The sequence below is a fragment of the Streptomyces sp. SAJ15 genome (assembly GCF_007595705.1).
Lineage (GTDB): Bacteria > Actinomycetota > Actinomycetes > Streptomycetales > Streptomycetaceae > Streptomyces.
Genome location: NZ_NISY01000011.1, coordinates 86,002 through 105,156, shown reverse-complemented (window position 1 = coordinate 105,156; position 19,155 = coordinate 86,002). Strand labels below are relative to the sequence as shown.

The following is a 19,155-nucleotide window of genomic DNA, read 5'->3' as shown; positions in this document are numbered from 1 at the left end:
GGGGTCTCTCCGATGCTGCCCTGGTCACGATCGAGACCGGTTCGCGCGCTCTGTGCCGCGCTGCTCGCGGCGCTGGCCGTGAGCGGACTGCCGGCGGCCCGCGCGCACGCCGCGGACCACACGGTCTCGGGCGGCCGGCTCGACTGGGGTATCAAGGCGTCGTTCCAGAGCTATGTCACCGGCCCGATCGCCAACGGGAGTTGGAGCCTCCAGGGTGGGGCGGCCACGGTGGGCGACAGCCAGTTCCGATTCCACTCCGCGACCGGCTCCTACGATCCGGACAGCGGCGCCTTCCGGGCCGGCTTCTCCGGCGGCGTGCGCTTCCTCGGCCACGAGAAGGCCGACGGCGGCCATGAGATGGACCTGACCATCGCCCGGCCCACGGTGCGCGTCGACGGTGGGAACGGCACCCTCTACGCCGACATGACCAGCAAGGAGAAGGGCACCGGCAAGGTCACCTCGGCCGCCCAGGTCCCGTTGGCCACGCTCGACCTGAGCGGGGTGGACATGCGCGGCGGCGGCTCCACGGTCCAGCTCGCCACCATCCCGGCCACCCTCACCGCCCAGGGCGCCAAGTCGTTCGCCGGCTACTACACCGAGGGCACCCGGCTGGACCCGGTGACCCTGTCGGCGGACGTGCTGGCCGGACGGGCCTCGCCGAGCGCCGAACCGAAGCCGAAGGACTCCGCGAAGGACGGGAAGAAGAACGAACCCGCCGAGCCGCGCGGCGAGTTCACCGACGCCGCCGTGGACTGGGGCGTGCGCCGCACCTTCCGGGAGTACGTCACCGGCTCCATCGCCCAGGGGCGGTGGGAGCTGTCCGAGGGCGCCCGGGACGGCGGCGCGCTGTTCCGCTTCACGGCCGGCAAGGGCAGCTACGACGCCGAGCGGCAGCGTCTGGACGCGACCTTCCAGGGCCGGCTCCGCTTCCAGGGCGAGGACCTGGACCTCGCGCTCAGCGGGGTGACGGTGCGGGTGGAGGACGGCAAGGGCACGCTCGCGGCGGACGTCGCGGGCACGGCCCTCACCCGCCGGGACGTTCCGTTGGCCACCTTCGACGTCGGCCGTCCGAAGCCCGAAGACGGCCTGATCACGGTGGCAGAGGCGCCGGCCACCCTCACCGCGGACGGCGCGAAGGCGTTCGGCGGCATGTACCGGGCGGGCACCGCTATGGACCCGATCTCGCTGGCCGTCGCGGTGACCGAGGGCGCCGAGCTCCCGCCGCTGCCGGACCTCGGCGCGGCGCCGACCGACAGCCCGCGCCCGAAGGCCACGGACACCACCCCCAAGCCCGCTGCATCCTCTTCTGATTCCTCTGATTCCCCCTCCACCCCCGTGGTGCTGGCGGCAGTCGGCGCGGCGGTGCTCGCCGCGGCCGCGGCCGGCCTCCTGCTGCTGCGCGGGCGCCGCGCCGCCGCGGCCGGCGGCTCCGCCGCGCCGGACCCGGACGACTCGACCACCAACCAGAGCTGACGCACCGTCGTCGGCCCGCCGGGAACCGCCGAACCGACCAAGCGGCGGATCCCGCCACCCCCATCCCAGTCCCCTTGAAGGAGACCCCGACCATGACCGAAACCTCGCCCGCCGCTCGTCGGGCCCGGCGCGGCACGCTCGCCCTCGCGGCGGCGGTCGCCACGGCCGGCGCCGCCATCGGCGCCACCGCGCTCGCCCTTCCGGCCAGCGCCGCGAGCGACTCGCAGGAGAGAGTGGCGAACGGCGCCCCGCCGAAGCTGGAGATCACGGACGGCACGCTGACATGGGGAGTGAAGGAGCGCTTCCGTAAGTACGTCACCGGCCCGATCGCCCACGGCAAGATCGAGACCGCGGAGGGCGCCGGCCAGGCTCCCGGCAACGGCCCCTTCACCTTCACCGGCGGCAAGGGCTCCTACGACCTGTCGACCCACGCCGTCGACACCACCTTCAAGGGCGGCGTCCGCTTCACCGGGCACGAGGGCCAGCTCGACCTGAAGTTCAGCGACGTCAAGGTCCGCACCCAGGGCACCAAGGGGTCGATCGTCGTCGACGTCACCGCGTCGGGCAAGCTCTCGGACGACGTGGTCTTCGCCAACCTCGACCTGACCGGTCTGAAGCCGGGCAGCCAGGGCGGGATGGTCACCTACGCCGACATCCCGGCCACCCTGACCGCCGACGGCGCCAAGGCGTTCCTCGGCTACTACAAGGAGGGTGACGCGCTCGACCCGGCCACCCTGTCGGTGAAGGCGGGCGGGGCCCCGCCCACCCGGCCCACGCCGACGCCCCAGCCGACCCAGCCGACGGAGCGGCCCACGACCCAGCCGACCACGCGGCCCACCACCCAGCCCACCGGCAAGCCCACGACCAAGCCGCGGCCCACCCAGACGGCGACCGCCAAGCCCACGGCGGGCACCCCCAAGCCCACGCCCAGCGGCCCCCGCCCCACCGCCCCGCCCGCCAAGGGCAAGATCGCCGATGGTGACCTCGGCTGGGGCGTCAAGGAGTCCTTCCGCACGTACGTCACCGGCCCCATCGCCAACGGCAAGATCGCGGTGTCCGGTGGTGCCACCAAGACCAAGAACGGCGGCTTCGGCTTCCCGGACGGCAAGGGCTCCTACGACCTGAAGGCCAAGACGCTCAACGCGGGCTTCGCCGGCGGCGTCCGCTTCACCGGGCACGAGGGCAAGCTCGACCTGAAGTTCAGCGATCTGAAGGTCCGGGTCAACGGCACCGGGGGCGCGCTGGTCGCCGACGTCTCGTCCAAGGACCGCACCTCGGGCAAGGTCACCAAGTCCAACGACCAGACCGTCGCGGACCTGAAGGTGCCGTCGGGCGCCCTCAAGCCCAAGGGCTCCGTCATCACCCTCAAGAACGTCCCGGCCAAGCTGACCAAGGAAGGCGCCAAGGCGTTCGGCGGCTTCTACCAGGCCGGTGAGGCGCTCGACCCGGTCCAGGTGTCCGTCTCGCTCAGCGGCAAGGCCACACTGCCCGGCGCAGGCGGCGGCTCCGACGGCTCTGGCGGCTCCGACGGTTCCGGTGACTCCGGCGGCTCGGATGTCGCCGCCACGAGCGGCTCGGACAGCGGCACCGGGGGCTCCGGCGGCATCACGGGCGGCACCGGCACCGCCTCGTTGGCCAGCACCGGCAGCGGCGCTCCCGCCGAGGTCCTGCTGGGCACCGCGGCCCTGCTGGTGACGGGCGGCGCGGCCGCCGCGTACGCCACCCGCCGCCGCGTGCGACCCGTGACGGGCTGACGCCCTTCGGGCCGACGCCCCTGAGCGCGCCCGCACCCGCCGGATCCTGTCCCCCGGCGGGTGCGGGCGCCCGCGTGTCCGCCCCCGTCTCCGCCGCCGGTGGAGGCGTCGGCCGGGCCCCGTCACGCCAACGCCCCGCCCACCGGGCCGAACGGCTCGGTGGGCGGGGCGTGAGGATCCTCGGGCTTCAGGCGCTGAGCGAGAACTCCCGGCCCAGCTCCTGGAAGACGGCCGTGTTCAGCCGGAACGCGCGCTTGCACTCGTCGACGACCCGCTGCTTCTCCAGGTCGTCCACCGGCAGCGCGTCCAGCAGCTCGCGGTAGTGCCGCTTGAAGGCGGCCGGGTTGGCGATGTCCTCGAAGACGTAGAAGCGCACGCCGTCGCCCTTGCGCGCGAAGCCCCAGGTCTTCTCCGCGGTGCCGCGGATGACCTGGCCGCCGGAGAGATCGCCCAGATAGCGCGTGTAGTGGTGCGCCACATAGCCGGCCGGCCAGTCGCGGGCGCACTCCTCGATCCGCGCCACATACGCGGCCGTCGCGGGCAGCGGGGTCAGGCTCGACCGCCACTCGGGCCCGCCGAGGTGGGCCAGGTCGCGGGCCAGCTCCGGGGCGCGGGCCAGCTCGGGCCGTATGAACGGGCCCGCCACCGGGTCGGCGGAGAGGGCGGTGGAGAACGACTCCAGCGCGCGGTACACGAACCACAGCTGCTCGGTGTAGCGGCGGTAGGCGGCGATGCCCAGGCGGCCGCCGAGCATGTCGCTCATGAACGTCGAGTTCTCCGCCTCCGTGTGCTGCGCGTGCGAGGCGGTGCGGATCAGCGAGGAGAACGGCGTCGAGCTGGCTGCGGCGTCCAAGGCGGCCTCCGGGTACCAAGAGGTGACGGGAAGTCGATTGTCCCTACTTAGGCTTACCTAAGTCAATCGCTTTCCGACGCACTGTCGGTAAAAATGCTACGGCAGAGTCAAGATCTCCGCACCCGTTTCGGTGACCACCAGCGTGTGCTCGAACTGCGCGGTCCGCTTCCGGTCCTTGGTCACCACGGTCCAGCCGTCCTCCCACATGTCGTACTCATAGGTGCCCAGCGTCAGCATCGGCTCGATGGTGAAGGTCATCCCCGGCCTGATCTCGGTGGTGTGGTGCGGGGAGTCGTAGTGCGGAACGATCAGTCCGGAGTGGAACGAGGAGTTGATGCCGTGGCCGGTGAAGTCGCGGACCACCCCGTAGCCGAAGCGCTTGGCGTACGACTCGATGACCCGGCCGATGATGTTGATCTGGCGGCCCGGCTTCACGGCCTTGATCGCGCGGTTCAGCGACTCCCGGGTGCGCTCCACCAGCAGCCGCGACTCCTCGTCCACCTCGCCGCACAGGTAGGTGGCGTTGTTGTCGCCGTGCACACCGCCGATGTAGGCGGTCACGTCCAGGTTCACGATGTCGCCGTCGCGCAGCACCGTGGAGTCCGGGATGCCGTGGCAGATGACCTCGTTCACCGAGGCGCACAGCGACTTGGGGAAGCCCCGGTAGCCCAGCGTCGACGGGTAGGCGCCGTGGTCGCACAGGAACTCGTGGGCGACCCGGTCCAGCTCGTCGGTGGTGACGCCCGGCGCGATGTGCTTCGCGGCCTCCGCCATGGCCTGCGCGGCGATCCGGCCCGCGTGCCGCATCCGCTCGATCGTTTCGGCGTCCTGTACCTCGGGTCCCGTGTACGGGGTCGGGGCCTCCCTGCCCACGTACTCGGGGCGCGGGATCGAGGCGGGGACGGGGCGGGTGGGGGAGAGCGTCCCCGGGGTGAGAAGCGACTGGCCAGACATGTCAGCGAGTGTATCCGCGGGTCATCGGGCAGCATGGCGGCAAGGACGACGGCCCGGTGGGAGGAGAGTCGGATGGCGCTGTTCAAGCGGAGAACGGCCGGCAAGCCCGGCGAGTGGTACTACTGCCTCAAGCACGGAACCGTCGAGGAGGGCCCCCAGTGCCGGGCCGCCGACCGCTTCGGCCCGTACGCCACCCGCCAGGAGGCGTCCCACGCGATGGCCACCGCGCGGGAGCGCAACGTCGAGTGGGAGACGGACCCGCGCTGGCATGACGGTTCACCGAAGGGCGACGACACGGAGTAAGTCCATGAGGCGACCCCTGTCCCCCTCCTTGGAAGTGAGGGGCCGGGGGTCGCGGCGCGCCGACCCGGCGGCCGCTCTACGACGCGACCTCGGCCCGCTCGGCCTGCTCGGCCCGCGCCGCCCGCATCCGCAGCGCGTGGTCGTCGGTCCGGGCGTCGTACGCCATCAGCCTGGGCAGCGTCAGCACCAGCAGGCCGACGGACGCGACACACGCCAGTCCGCCGGACCAGATGGCGGTGCGCACGCCGGTCAGACCGGCCATCGTGCCGACGCGGACCTGACCCAGCTGCGGGCCCACGGTGTAGGAGAGGAGCTCGATGCCGGCGAGCCGGCCGCGCAACTCGTCGGGGATGGTCTGGTTCCACATCGTCGACCGGAACAGTCCGCTGACCATGTCCCCGGCGCCCGCGACGGCCACGCACAGCAGCACCAGCCAGATGTTGCTCATCTGGCCCGCCGCCGCCATCGCCAGGCCCCACACCGCCGCCCCCAGCGCCACCATCCGCCCGTGTCGGTGCACCCGTGAGGTCCATCCGCTGGTCGCGCTCACCACCATGGAGCCGGCCGGCATGGCGGCGTACAGCAGCCCCAGGGCCCAGGGCGCGTCCAAGTCGTCGACGAGGAAGGGATAGATCGCGGTGGGGAAGGCGAAGAACATCGCGGCCATGTCGACCACGTACGTGCCCAGCAGCTCCTTGCGGCGCCAGGCGTAGACGGCGCCCTCCGCTATCGCGCGCAGCGAGGGCTTCTCCGCGTCGTGCGCGGGCGGCGCGGCGGTCAGCCGCAGGCTGAGCAGGACGGAGACCACGAAGGTCAGGATGTTCAGTCCGTACGCCAGCGGCAGCCCCAGGTACGCGACGATGACACCGGCCAGCGAGGGCCCCGCCACGGCCGACACCTGCCAGCGCAGCGCGTTCAGCGCGGCGGCCGCGGTGATCTGGTCGTGCGGCACGATCCGGGCCACCACCGCGTCGATCGCCGGGCGCTGGAGTCCGGTGAGCGCGCTGGCCACCGCCGCGACCACGTACAACGGCCAGAGCATGGGGTCCGGCAGCAGGCTGTTGACCAGCAGCACGACCGCCATCAGGCCCAGCCCCGCCTCGGTGAGCAGGATGACCTTGCGGCGGTCGACGGCGTCCGCCAGCGCCCCGCCGTACAGCCCGAAGACGATCAGCGGCACCAACTCCACCGCGCCGATGGCGCCGACCGCGAACGCCGACCCGGTCAGCTCCTTGATCTGGAGCGGCAGCGCCACCAGGCTCAGGAAGCTGCCGAACGACGTCACCAGGCCGGCGAGCCACAACAGTCGGAAGTCCCGCGAGGAGCGCCAGGGCGAGATATCGGGCAACAGGGCGCGGAGCCGCCCCTTCCGAGGTGGCTGATCGTCGTCGGTCACAATCGGTCATCATCCGCGCCGGTAAGTGCTACGAGCAACTGAATATTGGGGGTCCGGCTCACGGCGGCGACGGGGGTCCGGCTCACGGCGAGGGGACCCGGCTCGCGGCGGCGACGGGGCCTGTGCCTCGGGACGCCGGCCGGCCGGGCTCGCCCGCCGGCGGCGCCGGGGCGCCGTTCACCAGCGCATGGGCGGCGGCGCCGTCAGCCCGTCGGCCAGCCGGGTCAGCCGGTCCCGGAAGCGGCGCCGGCCACGGCTCGCGCGGCCGGAGTGCGCGGCCGGCCCGCCGTTCTCGCCGGCGGCCGCGCTGACCAGGTGCTGCACGGTGTCGAGGTCGAGGTCGGCGTCCGGCGGCACGGCGAGGGCGTCGTGGGACAGGCCGCTCAGGTCCGGGTCGCCGCCGTCCAGGGCCAGGATCCGCGCCCCGCCGCGCCGGGCGTCGTGGACCCGCTCCAACAGCCCCGCGCCGGGCGCCTCGGGGGTCACCACCAGCAGCGTCTCGCCGCGCCCGGCGGCCTCCAGCCTCCCCAGTCCGACCGACAGGTGCGCCGGCACGCCATCGGGGACGCGGTGCCGGACCAGGGTGGGGGACAGTTCGGGAAGCCCGGACCAGGCGGCTTCGTCGTCCAGGTGGGCGGCCAGGTGCCACGGCTCGTACTCCGCGCTCCCGACCAGAAGCAGCCCGCCGCCGTGCGGACCCACCGAGGCCCGCAGCGACCCGGCGAAGCGTCGGGTGTCGCGCAGCCACTCGGTCCCGGCCAGCACCTCGCGCAGCAGCGCGACCCGTACCGCGTCCATGCGCCGCATCCTGCCGGGCGCCGCCGCGCTCGTGGCCGGTATCCGGAACGGGTCACTCCTTCGAGCGGGCGACGCGGGCTACCCCCGGGTGCGGGAGGCGCGCCCCGCCGTCAGATACCCGCCGTACAGCAGCTGCGCCGCGCCGACGCAGGCGACGACGACGCCGGTCTTGTCGAGGTCGATGACGGGGACGTGGACATCGCCGCCGACCAGCCACAGCGCCGCTCCGACGGCGAGGGTGCCGGCGCCTTCAACGAGGTTCTTCACTGCTGTGTTCATCGCCCCACCGTAGGGCGGCGGGCGCCTGTGGATCTTCGTCCGCGCGTACGACTTCGGCGGAGCCGGACTGCATCCTTCGAGGGACCCCGCGGGCGGGCGGAGGGCGTCCGTGAAGGACGGGAGGAACGGGAGGGACGGTGGCCGCGGACCGCGGGTGGGCGGTGCAGGCCGACCGGCTCGCCAAGTGTTCATGTGCCGTACCTTGACGCCCTATCAGGCAATCCCTATGGTCACCGCACACAGAGGACGTCCTACGTCCGGTCCGCGGGGCGCGGCCCGGCGGGTGGTGACGCTCCTCGGCCGGACCGGCACGGTCGGCACCACGCTCGATTGCGACGCGGCATCGGGAGGGTCTGATGACAGACGGTGTGGCGACGCGTACCCCTGAGGTGTCCGTGCCGTTCCAGGCCGGGGTCGGGGGGTACGCCAGCTACCGCATTCCCGCGGTGGTGGTGGCCGACAGCGGCGAGCTGCTCGCCTTCGCCGAGGGACGGGTGGGCTCCGCCGCCGACCACGGCGACATCGACGTGGTGCTTCGGCGCTCCGCCGACGGCGGTCGCACCTGGGGCCGGTTACAGGTCGTCACCCAGAACGGCACCGGCACCGCCGGCAACCCCGCCCCCGTGGTGCTGGAGGGCGGGCGGATCGTCCTGGTGCACGTCCGCAGCGGCGCCACCGCCACCGAGGACCGGATCAGACGCGGCCAGGTGCCGGAGGAGGACGGGCGCCGGGTCTGGCTCCAGCACAGCGACGACCACGGCCGCGGCTGGAGCCGCCCGCGCGAGATCACCAAGGAGACCAAGCGGGCCGAGTGGCGGTGGTACGCCACCACCCCGGGCCACGCCCTCCAGCTGCGCCACGGCGAGCACGCCGGCCGGATCCTGGTCCCGGCCAACCACTCGCTGCCCCCGACCGGCGCGGACAACGGCACCGAGGGCGCCTACAACGGCGGTCACGGGCTGCTGAGCGACGACGGCGGCGAGACCTGGCGGATCGGATACACCGACGACAACCCCGACAACTACGTCAACGTCAACGAGACCACCGCGGCCGAGCTCCCCGACGGCCGGATCTACCTCAACGCCCGCAACGACTCGCCCGCCCCCGGCACCCGCGCCGACGCCTACTCCCTCGACGGCGGCGCCACCCTCGCCAAGCCCTTCCGGCCGCAGGCCGGGCTCACCGGCCCGGTGGTCGAGGGCAGCGTGCTGCACCTGGGCGAGCCGGACCTGCTGCTCTACTCGGGCCCCGCCGACCCCGGCTTCCGAGCCCTGATGACGGTGCGGGCCAGCGACGACGGCGGCGTCACCTGGCGCCCGGCGTACACCGTCGACGGGCTGCCGGCCGCCTACTCCGACCTGGTCCGGATCGACGACGAGACGGTCGGGCTGCTCTACGAGACCGGTGACTTCAGCGCCTACTCGACGATCACCTTCCGGCGGATTCCGGTGGAGGAGCTGCTATGAGCGCCAACCCCCCGAACGACCACCGAACGGGCCGGCGGGCCGTCCTGGGCGGCTCGGCCGCCGCCGCGGCCGGTCTCGCGCTGACCGGGATGACCGGACTGACGGGCTGCGGCTCCGACGGGGACGGCGGTGACGAGCCCAAGGGGCGCAAGGAGGGGGAGAAGATCACCCTCACCTTCTGGTCCTGGGTGCCGGGCATCGACAAGTCCGTGGACCTGTGGAACTCCGGGAACCCGGATGTGCGGATCAAGCTGGAGAAGGTCTCCGCGGTCAACGGCGCCCAGTACGCGAAGATGCACGCCTCCATCAAGGCGGGCAACCCGCCCGACCTCGGCCAGATCGAATACCCCGTGGTCCCCAGCTTCCTGCTGGACAACGGGCTGGCCGACCTGACGAAGTACGGGGTGCGGGCGCAGCGAGGCAAGTTCGTCGGCTGGCAGTGGCAGCAGTCCGTCTTCGGCGAGGGCGTCTACGCCGTCCCCCAGGCGTCCGGTCCGATGGGACTGTTCGTCCGTCAGGACCTCTTCGACCGGTGGGATGTCGAGCCGCCCGCCACCTGGGACGACTACGCGGCGGCGGCCAAGGAGATCCGCAGGCGGGGCGCCTGGATCGAGACCTTCTCGCCGACCAACGGCAACCGCTTCGCGGGGCTGGCCTGGCAGGCCGGGGCGAGCTGGTTCGGCACGGCCGGCGACGCCTGGACGGTCAGCGTCGACGACGAGCCGACCCGCAAGGTCGCCGACTACTGGGAGGCGCTGGTCCGACAGAAGCTGGTCAAGACCATCCCGGACCGGCAGAACGCCTGGTACAAGGACATCCAGACCGGCGCCATGACGTCCTGGCTGGGCGCCAGCTGGGGCGACGCGTTGCTGGTCGGCAACGCCCCCGGGACCGCCGGCCGGTGGCGGGTCGTCCCCATGCCGCAGTGGAGGAAGGGGGAGGCCGCCTACGCCAACTGGGGCGGCTCCACGACGGCCGTCTTCGCCCACTCCCGCTACCCCAAGGACGCCCTGGCCTTCGCGGTCTGGCTGAACACCGACCCGGAGTCGATCAAGCTGTTGATCGAGGGCGGTTACGGCTTCCCGGCCGCCAAGGGCGGCTACCGCACCGCCGACCTCGACGTCCACAAGGACTTCTTCGGCGGACAGGAGTACAGCAGCGTCTTCGCCGAGGCGGGCCGGGGCGTGGACACCAGCTGGAAGTGGGGCCCGGCGGTCGACACCCTCTACCAGCGGCTCGGCGACTCCTTCACCGAGGCGCTCGCCGAGGGCGACTCCTTCCGCTCGGTGCTGAAGACGGTCCAGCGCGCCACCGTCCAGGACCTGAAGGACAAGGGGCTGAAGGTGGAGTCGGGGTGAGGGGCGCCCGCCGTACGGCCGGCCGCACCCCCGACGCCGAGCGCCGTCCCCGCGCCCCGCACGTGCGGCGCTTCACCCCCACCGAGGCCCGCGGTGCCCGCGCGGCGGCCGGCTTTCTGCTGCCCTTCCTCGCCCTCTTCGGGCTCTGCTTCCTGGCGCCCATCGTCTACGCCGTCTACCAGAGCCTGCTCAGGGTGGAGCGCACCGGGCCGCTCGGCCTCGGCGGCGAGACGAGGGAGGTGTGGGCGGGCCTGTCCAACTACGCCCACGCCCTCCAGGACGACCGCTTCACCGCCGGCTTCGTCCGCGTGCTGATCTTCGGCGCGGTGCAGATCCCGGTGATGATCGCGCTGGCCACCGCGCTGGCGCTGCTGCTGGACTCCGCCTCGGCCCGGTGGGTCGGCTTCTTCCGGACCTCCTTCTTCCTGCCGTACGGGGTGCCCGGGGTGATCGCCTCGATCCTGTGGGGCTTCCTGTACGTGCCGGGCATCAGCCCGCTGGTGGAGATGGCGCACTCGGTCGGCTGGGACGTCGACTTCCTGGACCGCTCCACCGTGCTGTGGTCCATCGCCAACATCGTCACCTGGCAGTTCGCGGGCTACAACATGCTGGTGCTGATCGCCCAGCTGAAGGCGGTCCCGGAGGACCTCTACGAGGCCGCGAAGATCGACGGTGCGAACGCCTGGCAGGTGGCCCGGCACATCAAGCTGCCGCTGATCCGCCCGGCGCTGGTGCTCACCACCGTCTTCAGCATCATCGGCACCCTCCAGCTCTTCGCCGAGCCGATGGTGCTGCGACCGCTGACCAACTCCATCGACTCCGGCTACACCCCCAACCTGGCCGCCTACAACGAGGCGTTCACCAGCAACAACCAGCACATCGCGGCGGCGGAGGCCGTGCTGCTGGCGCTCGTGGCGTGCGTGCTGTCCTTCGGCTTCCTCCGGCTGGTCGGCCAGCGCGGCGGACCGGAGGGCGGGGCCGGGCGCGCCACCGGTCGGCGGGGCGGCGCGCCGCGCGGCGGCGGAGAGGAGAGCGGCCCATGAGCCGGGTGTCCACGGCGAGCCGGCCGAGCCCGGCCCGGGAGCCGGACCACGCGCGGTCCGCGCCGCGGCGGGCCCGGCGCTCCGCGCAGGAGCCGCCGCTGCGCTACCGCATCATCACCGCGTCGCTGCTGACCGTCGCCGCGATCTACTTCCTGATCCCCGTCTACTGGCTGACCGTCTCGGCGACGAAGTCCAGCGCGGACCTGTTCGGCACCTTCGGCTTCTGGTTCTCCGACCCGCACCCCGTCGAGTACCTCGGCGACGTCCTCACCCACGACGACGGCATCTACGTGCGCTGGTTCCTCAACAGCCTGGGGTACGCGGGGATCGGCGCCGTGGCCGCCACCCTGCTCTCGGCGGCCGCGGGCTACGCGCTGGCGAAGTACTCCTTCCCCGGTCGAGAGGCGATCTTCAGCGTGGTGCTGGCGGGGGTGCTGCTGCCCGGCACCGCCCTCGCGCTTCCGCTGTATCTGCTGTTCAGCGAGGTGGGGCTGGCCAACACCTACTGGGCCGTCCTCATCCCCAGCGTGGTCAGCCCCTTCGGGGTCTATCTGTGCCGCATCTACGCCGCCGCGGCGGTGCCCGACTCGCTGCTGGAGGCGGCCCGGATCGACGGCGCGGGAGAGGTGCGGATCTTCACCACGCTCGGGCTGCGGCTGATGACCCCGGCCCTGGTCACGGTCTTCCTGTTCCAGTTCGTGCACATCTGGAACAACTTCTTCCTGCCGCTGGTCATGCTCTCGGACTCCGAGCTCTACCCCCTCCAGCTGGGCCTCACCCAGTGGCAGGGGTACGCCGACCGACAGCCGGTGCTGTACCAGTACACGGTCGGCGGGGCGTTCCTCTCCGTCCTCCCGCTGATGGTGCTGATGGGAGTGCTCCAGCGGTACTGGCGCACCGGCCTGACCGAGGGCAGCGTCAAGGCCTGAGACGAGCGTGACAGTATCGCTGTCATGACTACTGCTGACGCTCCTGCGGAGAATGCGAAGAAGGCCCCGGCGAAGGACCCTTGGGACCTTCCGGATGTGTCCGGGCTGGTGGTCGGCGTGCTCGGCGGCACCGGCGACCAGGGCCGCGGCCTCGCCTACCGACTCGCCCGGGCGGGCCAGAAGGTGATCATCGGCTCGCGGGCCGCCGAGCGCGCCGAGACCGCCGCCGCCGAGCTGGGCCTGGGCGTCGAGGGCGCCGACAACGCCGAGTGCGCCCGGCGCAGCGACATCGTGATCATCGCCGTGCCCTGGGAGGGGCACGCCAAGACCCTCCAGGCGCTGCGCGGCGAACTGGCCGGGAAGCTCGTCGTCGACTGCGTCAACCCGCTGGGCTTCGACAAGAAGGGCGCCTACGCGCTGAAGCCGGAGGAGGGCAGCGCCGCCGAGCAGGCCGCCGCCCTGCTGCCGGAGTCGCGGGTCACCGCCGCCTTCCACCACCTCTCCGCGGTGCTGCTCCAGGACCCGGAGATCGAGCAGATCGACACCGATGTGATGGTGCTGGGCGAGTCCCGCGCCGACACCGACCTGGTGCAGGCCCTCGCGGCGCGCATCCCCGGCATGCGCGGCGTCTTCGCCGGCCGGCTGCGCAACGCCCACCAGGTCGAGTCCCTGGTGGCGAACCTGATCTCGGTGAACCGGCGGTACAAGGCGCACGCGGGGCTGCGGGTCACCGACGTCTGAGGCGCCGGTGAGCGGCGTGGCGGGCGGGGCGCGGGCCCGATGGCGGGGCGCACCCCCGTCCGCCCCGGGGGGTGGTGGACAATGGTTCGGACCGAATGTCCCGGACAGGAGCCGCCCCCATGCCCCGCCTCGCCCTCTATGCCCTGATCGTCTGCGTCCTCGCCGTCGCCGCGGCCGTCGTGTCGTTCGCGCAGGGCAGCTTCCTCGGCGTGATCTGGGTCCTGCTCGCCGGCATCGCCTTCAACATGATCTGGTTCTACGTCCGCAAGGCGAAGCTGGACAAGGCGGCGCGGGCCGAGAGCGCCCAGGCCACGAGCTGAGCCCCGACCGCGGCCGAGTCCCGACCGTGGCCGAGTCCCGACCGCGAACTGAGCCCCGACCGCGGGCTGAGCCCCGACCGCGGGCTGGTCCGCGGACCCGTGCCGCCCGTTTCCGCGGAGGACCCGCCTAGCCGCCGAAGGTCGGCGGCTGCGGCTCGCCGCGCCAGAAGCGGAAGTACTCATACCCCCAGAAGGTGTCCCCCTCCGGCACGCCCAGCGTCCGCAGCAGCGCGTCCACGGCGTCGAAGAAGGCGACGTTGACCTCCGGGATCCACAGCACGCCGAAGACCGCGAGCAGCCCGAAGGGCGCGAACGGCTCGACCTGCCGCCGCACCCGGTGCGACAGCCACGGTTCGATCACCCCGTAGCCGTCCAGCCCGGGCACCGGCAGGAAGTTCAAGATCGCGGCGGTGACCTGGAGCAGCGCCAGGAACGCCAGCGCGTAGCGGAAGGTGTCCGGCACCCCCGCCAGCGCGTCCAGCCAGAACGGCGCCGTCAGCGCGGCCGCGAACAGCACGTTGGTCAGCGGGCCCGCCGCCGAGATCAGGCTGTGCCGCCAGCGCCCCCGGATCCGGTGCCGCTCGATGAAGACCGCCCCGCCCGGCAGCCCGATCCCACCCATGATCACGAAGATCACGGGCAGCACGATGCTGAGCGCCACATGGGTGTACTTCAGCGGGTCGAGGGTCAGATAGCCCTTCGCCTCGATCGACAGATCCCCGCTGTGCAGGGCCGTCCGCGCGTGCGCGTACTCGTGCAGACACAGCGACACCACCCAGCCCGACACCACGAACAGGAACACCGCGAACCCCGTGCTCCCCGCGGCGCGGTGCCACACCGCCCACCCGGACGCGGCCATGACCGCGACCAAGGCGAGGAAGACGGGGCTGATCCGCCGATCGCGGCGGCGGATTGTAGCGGTGTTCATGCGGGTGCCTCCAAGCGGCGGCCTCGGCGTGTGGCCCGGGGCTATTCTGCGGGCGACCCGGCCAGGGAGGTAGCCATCATGACGGTCGCCGACGAGGGCTCGGACGGTCTGCGGGAGCAGCTTCGGCTGCCAAGGAACATGCGACTCCGGCTGACCGGGAACGGGCTGACGCTGGTGCCGGTCACCGGCGCGCACTGGACCACGCGGCGTCGCATCGAGAACCAGATCGAGGAGCGGTTGCCGGGGTGGCAGCCGGTGGGCGGGTTCGCGGTCACTCCGCCGCGTGAGGGACACAGCCCCGAGCCGGACGCGTCGGCGGTGCCGAGCGACCGCTTCAAGCCCGGTGACAGCAAGATCATGGAAGACCAGCTGCCCTTCGTGGTCGAGGTCGTCTCGCCGGAGAGCGAGGGCCGGGACCACAGCACGAAGGCCGATCACTACGCGATGCGCGGCATCCCGGCGTATCTGGTCGTCAACGTTCTCACCGCGCGGTGGACCCTGCTGACACTCCCCGAGAACGACGGCTACCAGCACTCGGAATCCGGGAAGTTCGGCGAGGAGATCCGCATCCCGGTCGGCGACCAGACCCTGGTACTGGACTCCTCGACGTTCATGCGGGTCTGAACCCGCTGCGACGTGCGCCGAAGGCGCCCCGGACAATGGACCGGTGCGTTACGGCATCCTCGGCACCACCCAGGTCCACCGTCCCGACGGCGACCCCGTCGCCCTCGGCGGCGCTCGGCTGCGCGCCCTGCTGACGGCGCTGGCGCTGCGGCCGGGGCGGGCGCGCCCCATCGGGGCGCTGATCGCCGAGGTGTGGCCCGAGGAGCCGCCGCAGGACGCCCCCGCGGCGCTCCAGGCGCTGGTCGGCCGGCTGCGCCGGGCGCTCGGCAGGGAGGCCGTGCTCTCCGTGCCCGGCGGCTACCAACTCGCCGCCGCCCCCGTCGACGTGGACCTGCACCGCTTCGAGCGGGGCGCGGAGGACGGAGCGCGGGCGCTGGCCGACGGCGACCCGGAGCGGGCCCGCGCCCTCCTCGACGAGGCGCTGGCGCTGTGGCGCGGCCCGGCCCTCGTCGACCTCCCCGGAGGCACCGCCACCGCCGCCCGCGCCGAGGCCCGGCGGCTGGGCGCCCGCCGCGCCCGCGCCGAGGCGGACCTCGCCCTCGGCCGCGCCGAGGCCGCCCTGCTCGCCCTCACCGGGCTCTGCGCCGCGCACCCGCTCGACGAGCCGCTGCACGCGCTGCGCATCCGCGCCCTGCGCGCCGCGGGGCGTCCGGCGGAGGCCCTGGCCGCCTACGAGGACGTACGCCGGGAGCTCGCCGAGCGCCTCGGCGCCGACCCCGGACCCGAACTCCGCGCCCTGCACGAGGAGCTGCTGGAGGCGGGCCCTGGAGGCACCTCGGGCGCCGTGGACCCGGGCGCCGCCCGTACCGCCCCCGGTCCCGGCGGGCGCGGCGGCCACGGCGGTCACGGCAATCTGCGCGCCCGGCTCACCAGCTTCGTCGGGCGCGAGGTCGATCTCGCCGCGCTCCGCGCCGATCTGACGACGGATCGGTTGGTCACGCTCACCGGCCCCGGCGGCTCGGGGAAGACCCGGCTGGCCCAGGAGGCGGCGGAGGCGGTCGCCGGAGACTGGCCGGACGGGGTGTGGCTGGCCGAACTCGCGCCGGTGGAGGACCCCGACACCGTCGCGGAGGCGGTGCTGACCACACTCGGCGGTCGGGAGACGGTCATCCGCGGCACGGCGGTCGAGGAGTTGCGCGCCGCGGCCGACCCGGGCGCGCGCGATCCGCTCGCCCGGCTCGCCGAGCACTGCGCCCAGCGCCGGCTGCTGCTGGTGCTCGACAACTGCGAGCACGTCATCGACGCCGCCGCCCGGCTCGCCGAGGCGCTGCTCACCCGCTGCCCGGGCGTCACCGTGCTGGCCACCAGCCGGGAGCCGCTGGCGGTGCCAGGGGAGTCGGTGCGGCCCGTGGAGCCGCTGTCGGACGCGACCGCGCTGCGGCTCCTCCAGGACCGCGGGGCCTCCGCCCGGCCTGGTTGCCGCACCGACGAGGACCCCGAGGCCAGCGCCGAGATCTGTCGGCGGTTGGACGGGCTGCCGCTGGCGATCGAGTTGGCGGCTGCCCGACTACGGCTCTTGACCCCGCGACAGATCGCGGACCGACTGGACGACCGGTTCCGGCTGCTGACCAGCGGCAGTCGTACGGTGCTGCCGCGCCAGCAGACGCTGCGCGCGGTCGTGGACTGGTCCTGGGAGCTGCTGGACGAGCGCGAGCGCACCGTGCTGCGCCGGCTGTCGGTCTTCGCGGGCGGCTGCGACCTGGCGGCGGCCGAAGCGGTCTGCGCCGACCCGCCGCCCGCCGCCGACCCCGGGGCCGGGACCCCGGGCGGTGCGCCGCCGGCCCGCCGCGCGGAGTCCACGTGGCCGGTCGGCGGGGCGGCCGCCCGGCCCGCCGAGCTCCGGGAGGGCGCCAACGGCGCGGTACCGGGGCCCGGGACGTTGCCGGACGGTGGCCACTTCCCGGGCGCGGGGTCCGCCGGCGGCCCCGCCGCGGACGTACCCGACGCGGGCACCGCCGGCGCGGGCACCCCCGGCACGGGTGACACGAACGCCCCGACGGGAGCGTCCGATGCCGGTCCGATGGGTGCTGGTCTGATGGGTGCCTCGCCGTCGGATGCTGGTCCGGTGGGCGCCGCGCCGATGGGTGCCGTGCCGGTGGGTGCCGGTCCGACCGGCACTCGTCCGTCCGGTGCCGCGCCGATGGGGGCTGCGCCGTCCGGTGCCGGGCCGATGGACGCCGGGCCGTCCGGTGCCGGGCTCATGGGCGCCGGTCCGACCGGCACTCGTCCGTCCGGCGTCGTGCCGTTCGCCGCCCCGCTTGTCGACCCCCGCGACGTCGCCGCGCTGCTCGGCTCGCTGGTCGACAAGTCGCTCGTGGTCGCCGCGCCCGACCTCGGCGGGCCCGGCGCGGGCGGCGACACCATGCGGTATCGGATGTTGGAGACGGTCGCCGAGTACGCGGCGGAGCGGTTGGCGGAGGTGGGGGAGCGAGGCGTCGTGGAGCGCCGACACCTGGTGACCTACCGCGAACTCGCCCGCACCGCCGACCCCTTGCTGCGCGGCCACGGCCAGCGCGGCTGGCTGGACCGGCTGGAGCGGGAGCATGACAACCTGCGCACCGCGCTGCGCCGCGCCGTGGCCGCCGACGACGAACAGGAGGCGCTCTGCCTGGTGCTGTCGCTGGGCTGGTTCTGGCAGTTGCGCGGCCACTCCGGCGACGCCCGGCACTGGTCCGCGGCCGCCGCCCGGCTCGGCCCCGACCCCTACGCCCCGCCCGTCGCGCCCGCACCGCCGCTGCTGACGCGGCCCACCGACGCGCCCCCGCCCATGCCGCCCGAACTGCTGGAGGAGGCGCGGCGCGGGGCGCGGCTGATCGAGCTGGCCAACCTCGACGGTGACGTCCACCTGCTGGCGGGAGCCGAGGCGCAGCGCCGGCTGGCCGGCATCGTGACGGCGTACCGCCCCGGCCTGCCGCAGACCTGCCGAATACCGGGCGTGATGTGGTTCTACGCGCTGATCCTCGCCGGCGATGTGGCGAAGCTGTACGCGGCGATCGACGGGGCGGTGCGCACCTGCCGGGAGCTGGGACTCGTCTGGGAGCTCGCCTTCACCCTGCATCTGCGCGCCAAGATCGTCCAGTGGCGGCAGCGGCACGGCCGGTCGGCGGACGACGACTCCGACGAGAGCCTGGAGCTGTTCATCCGGGCTGGCGACGCCTGGGGCGCGGCCGAGGCACTGTCCGGACGCGGCGAGGCGCTCGAACAGCGCGGCGAGTACGAGCGCGCCGCGGACGACTACCGGGCGGCGATCCGTTACGCCGAGGAGCTCGGCGCCCTGGCCCAAGTCGACCTGTTGCGGGCCCGGCTGGCGGGGGCGCAGATCGAGGCCGGCGGCGAGGCCGCGGCCGCCGAGGGGGAGCGGGCGCTGCGCGCCGTGCTCGCCGCCGATCACCACACGGACACCGAGGCGCTCGTCTACGCCCGGCTGCAACTCGCCCTGCGCTGCGCCGGCACCGGCCGCACCGAGGAGGCGCGCGCCCTGCTGCACGTGCTGGACGAGTTCGCCAACCGCTCCGTCGGCCTCTTCCAGGGCCTGGTGGAGGGGCTGCTCGGCTGGCTGGACGTGCTCGACGGCAGGCCCGACGAGGCACTGCCCAAGGTGCGCGGCGCGCTCGCCCGAACCCTGGACCCCGTCACCGAGATGGTCGCCCCCCACCTCCCGATCAACCTGCTGCTGACCGCCGCCCGCGCCCTCGTCGACCTCGACGCGGACGCCGAGGCCGACCGCGCGGCTCGGCTGATCGGCGCCTATGACGCCCTGCGGCCCCCCGTGAAGTGGCTTCCCGCGATCGAGCGGGGCAACCGGACCGCGGCGGAGCGGGCGGCGCGGGGCGCGCTCGGCGACCTCGCCTACGAGCGCGCCCACGCCGCGGGCGGTGCGCTGTCGCTGCACGACGCGGCCGCCCTGGTCTGACCTCGACCCGTCGCGCCGTGCCT

General features: G+C 73.5%; 17 protein-coding genes. 11 read left to right on the top strand and 6 right to left on the bottom strand.

Going from position 1 to position 19,155, the window contains the following annotated elements; genetic code table 11:
* The first annotated feature begins 12 nt into the window (after positions 1-12).
* Together CD790_RS24690 and CD790_RS24685 are read left to right on the top strand one after the other, a co-directional pair.
* Positions 13-1,473, top strand: coding sequence for an HtaA domain-containing protein (locus CD790_RS24690; RefSeq protein WP_144385533.1), 1,461 nt, complete (start codon positions 13-15; stop codon positions 1,471-1,473).
* 92 nt (positions 1,474-1,565) lie between these two features.
* Positions 1,566-3,227, top strand: coding sequence for an HtaA domain-containing protein (locus CD790_RS24685; RefSeq protein ID WP_144385532.1), 1,662 nt, complete (start codon positions 1,566-1,568; stop codon positions 3,225-3,227).
* A gap of 187 nt (positions 3,228-3,414) precedes the next feature.
* Here the strand turns inward: CD790_RS24685 and CD790_RS24680 are convergent, their stop codons facing one another.
* Both CD790_RS24680 and map read right to left on the bottom strand, forming a co-directional pair.
* Positions 3,415-4,080: a heme oxygenase (biliverdin-producing) gene (locus CD790_RS24680; protein WP_144385531.1), complete on the bottom strand. Its 666-nt coding sequence runs from the start codon at positions 4,078-4,080 to the stop codon at positions 3,415-3,417.
* 96 nt (positions 4,081-4,176) lie between these two features.
* Positions 4,177-5,034: a type I methionyl aminopeptidase gene (map, locus tag CD790_RS24675; protein WP_144385530.1), complete on the bottom strand. Its 858-nt coding sequence runs from the start codon at positions 5,032-5,034 to the stop codon at positions 4,177-4,179.
* Between the two features lie 72 nt (positions 5,035-5,106).
* Here map and CD790_RS24670 point away from each other — a divergent pair, with 72 nt between their 5' ends.
* Positions 5,107-5,337, top strand: a complete 231-nt coding sequence (locus CD790_RS24670; RefSeq protein ID WP_144385529.1) for a hypothetical protein — start codon at positions 5,107-5,109, stop codon at positions 5,335-5,337.
* Positions 5,338-5,413: 76 nt separating this feature from the next.
* On the opposite strand, the gene CD790_RS24665 is transcribed toward CD790_RS24670, so the two are convergent.
* The 3 genes from CD790_RS24665 to CD790_RS24655 all read right to left on the bottom strand — a co-directional run bounded on the left by CD790_RS24665 (position 5,414) and on the right by CD790_RS24655 (position 7,810).
* The gene (locus tag CD790_RS24665; protein ID WP_144385528.1) at positions 5,414-6,733 is read right to left on the bottom strand and encodes an MFS transporter; all 1,320 of its coding nucleotides are present in this window, start codon (positions 6,731-6,733) and stop codon (positions 5,414-5,416) included.
* A gap of 177 nt (positions 6,734-6,910) precedes the next feature.
* On the bottom strand, positions 6,911-7,531 hold the full coding sequence (locus CD790_RS24660) for a hypothetical protein (RefSeq protein WP_144385527.1): 621 nt from the start codon (positions 7,529-7,531) through the stop codon (positions 6,911-6,913).
* Positions 7,532-7,609: 78 nt separating this feature from the next.
* Positions 7,610-7,810: a DUF5708 family protein gene (locus tag CD790_RS24655; protein WP_144385526.1), complete on the bottom strand. Its 201-nt coding sequence runs from the start codon at positions 7,808-7,810 to the stop codon at positions 7,610-7,612.
* Positions 7,811-8,166: 356 nt separating this feature from the next.
* On the opposite strand from CD790_RS24655, the gene CD790_RS24650 reads away from it, so the two are divergent.
* From CD790_RS24650 to CD790_RS24625, 6 genes are all read left to right on the top strand, one after another.
* Positions 8,167-9,276, top strand: coding sequence for an exo-alpha-sialidase (locus CD790_RS24650; RefSeq protein ID WP_144385525.1), 1,110 nt, complete (start codon positions 8,167-8,169; stop codon positions 9,274-9,276).
* Positions 9,273-10,634, top strand: coding sequence for an ABC transporter substrate-binding protein (locus tag CD790_RS24645; RefSeq protein WP_144385524.1), 1,362 nt, complete (start codon positions 9,273-9,275; stop codon positions 10,632-10,634). The genes CD790_RS24650 and CD790_RS24645 overlap by 4 nt, the downstream gene beginning before the upstream one ends.
* A gap of 62 nt (positions 10,635-10,696) precedes the next feature.
* The gene (locus CD790_RS24640; RefSeq protein ID WP_144385619.1) at positions 10,697-11,677 is read left to right on the top strand and encodes a carbohydrate ABC transporter permease; all 981 of its coding nucleotides are present in this window, start codon (positions 10,697-10,699) and stop codon (positions 11,675-11,677) included.
* Entirely contained in the window at positions 11,674-12,606 is a 933-nt protein-coding gene (locus CD790_RS24635; protein WP_144385523.1) for a carbohydrate ABC transporter permease, read from the top strand. The genes CD790_RS24640 and CD790_RS24635 overlap by 4 nt, the downstream gene beginning before the upstream one ends.
* A 24-nt stretch (positions 12,607-12,630) precedes the next feature.
* Positions 12,631-13,347 carry an NADPH-dependent F420 reductase gene (npdG, locus tag CD790_RS24630; protein WP_144385522.1) on the top strand — a complete coding sequence of 239 codons (717 nt, stop codon included), beginning with the start codon at positions 12,631-12,633 and terminating at the stop codon, positions 13,345-13,347.
* Positions 13,348-13,466: 119 nt separating this feature from the next.
* Positions 13,467-13,667, top strand: coding sequence for a hypothetical protein (locus tag CD790_RS24625; RefSeq protein WP_144385521.1), 201 nt, complete (start codon positions 13,467-13,469; stop codon positions 13,665-13,667).
* Between the two features lie 127 nt (positions 13,668-13,794).
* Here the strand turns inward: CD790_RS24625 and CD790_RS24620 are convergent, their stop codons facing one another.
* Positions 13,795-14,595 (bottom strand): site-2 protease family protein, encoded by an 801-nt coding sequence (locus CD790_RS24620; RefSeq protein WP_144385520.1) that lies wholly within the window; start codon positions 14,593-14,595, stop codon positions 13,795-13,797.
* A gap of 78 nt (positions 14,596-14,673) precedes the next feature.
* Between CD790_RS24620 and CD790_RS24615 the strand changes: the two genes are divergently transcribed.
* Together CD790_RS24615 and CD790_RS36160 are read left to right on the top strand one after the other, a co-directional pair.
* Positions 14,674-15,219: a Uma2 family endonuclease gene (locus tag CD790_RS24615; protein WP_144385519.1), complete on the top strand. Its 546-nt coding sequence runs from the start codon at positions 14,674-14,676 to the stop codon at positions 15,217-15,219.
* A 43-nt stretch (positions 15,220-15,262) separates the two neighbouring features.
* Entirely contained in the window at positions 15,263-19,132 is a 3,870-nt protein-coding gene (locus CD790_RS36160) for a BTAD domain-containing putative transcriptional regulator (protein ID WP_260867853.1), read from the top strand.
* Positions 19,133-19,155 lie beyond the last annotated feature (23 nt).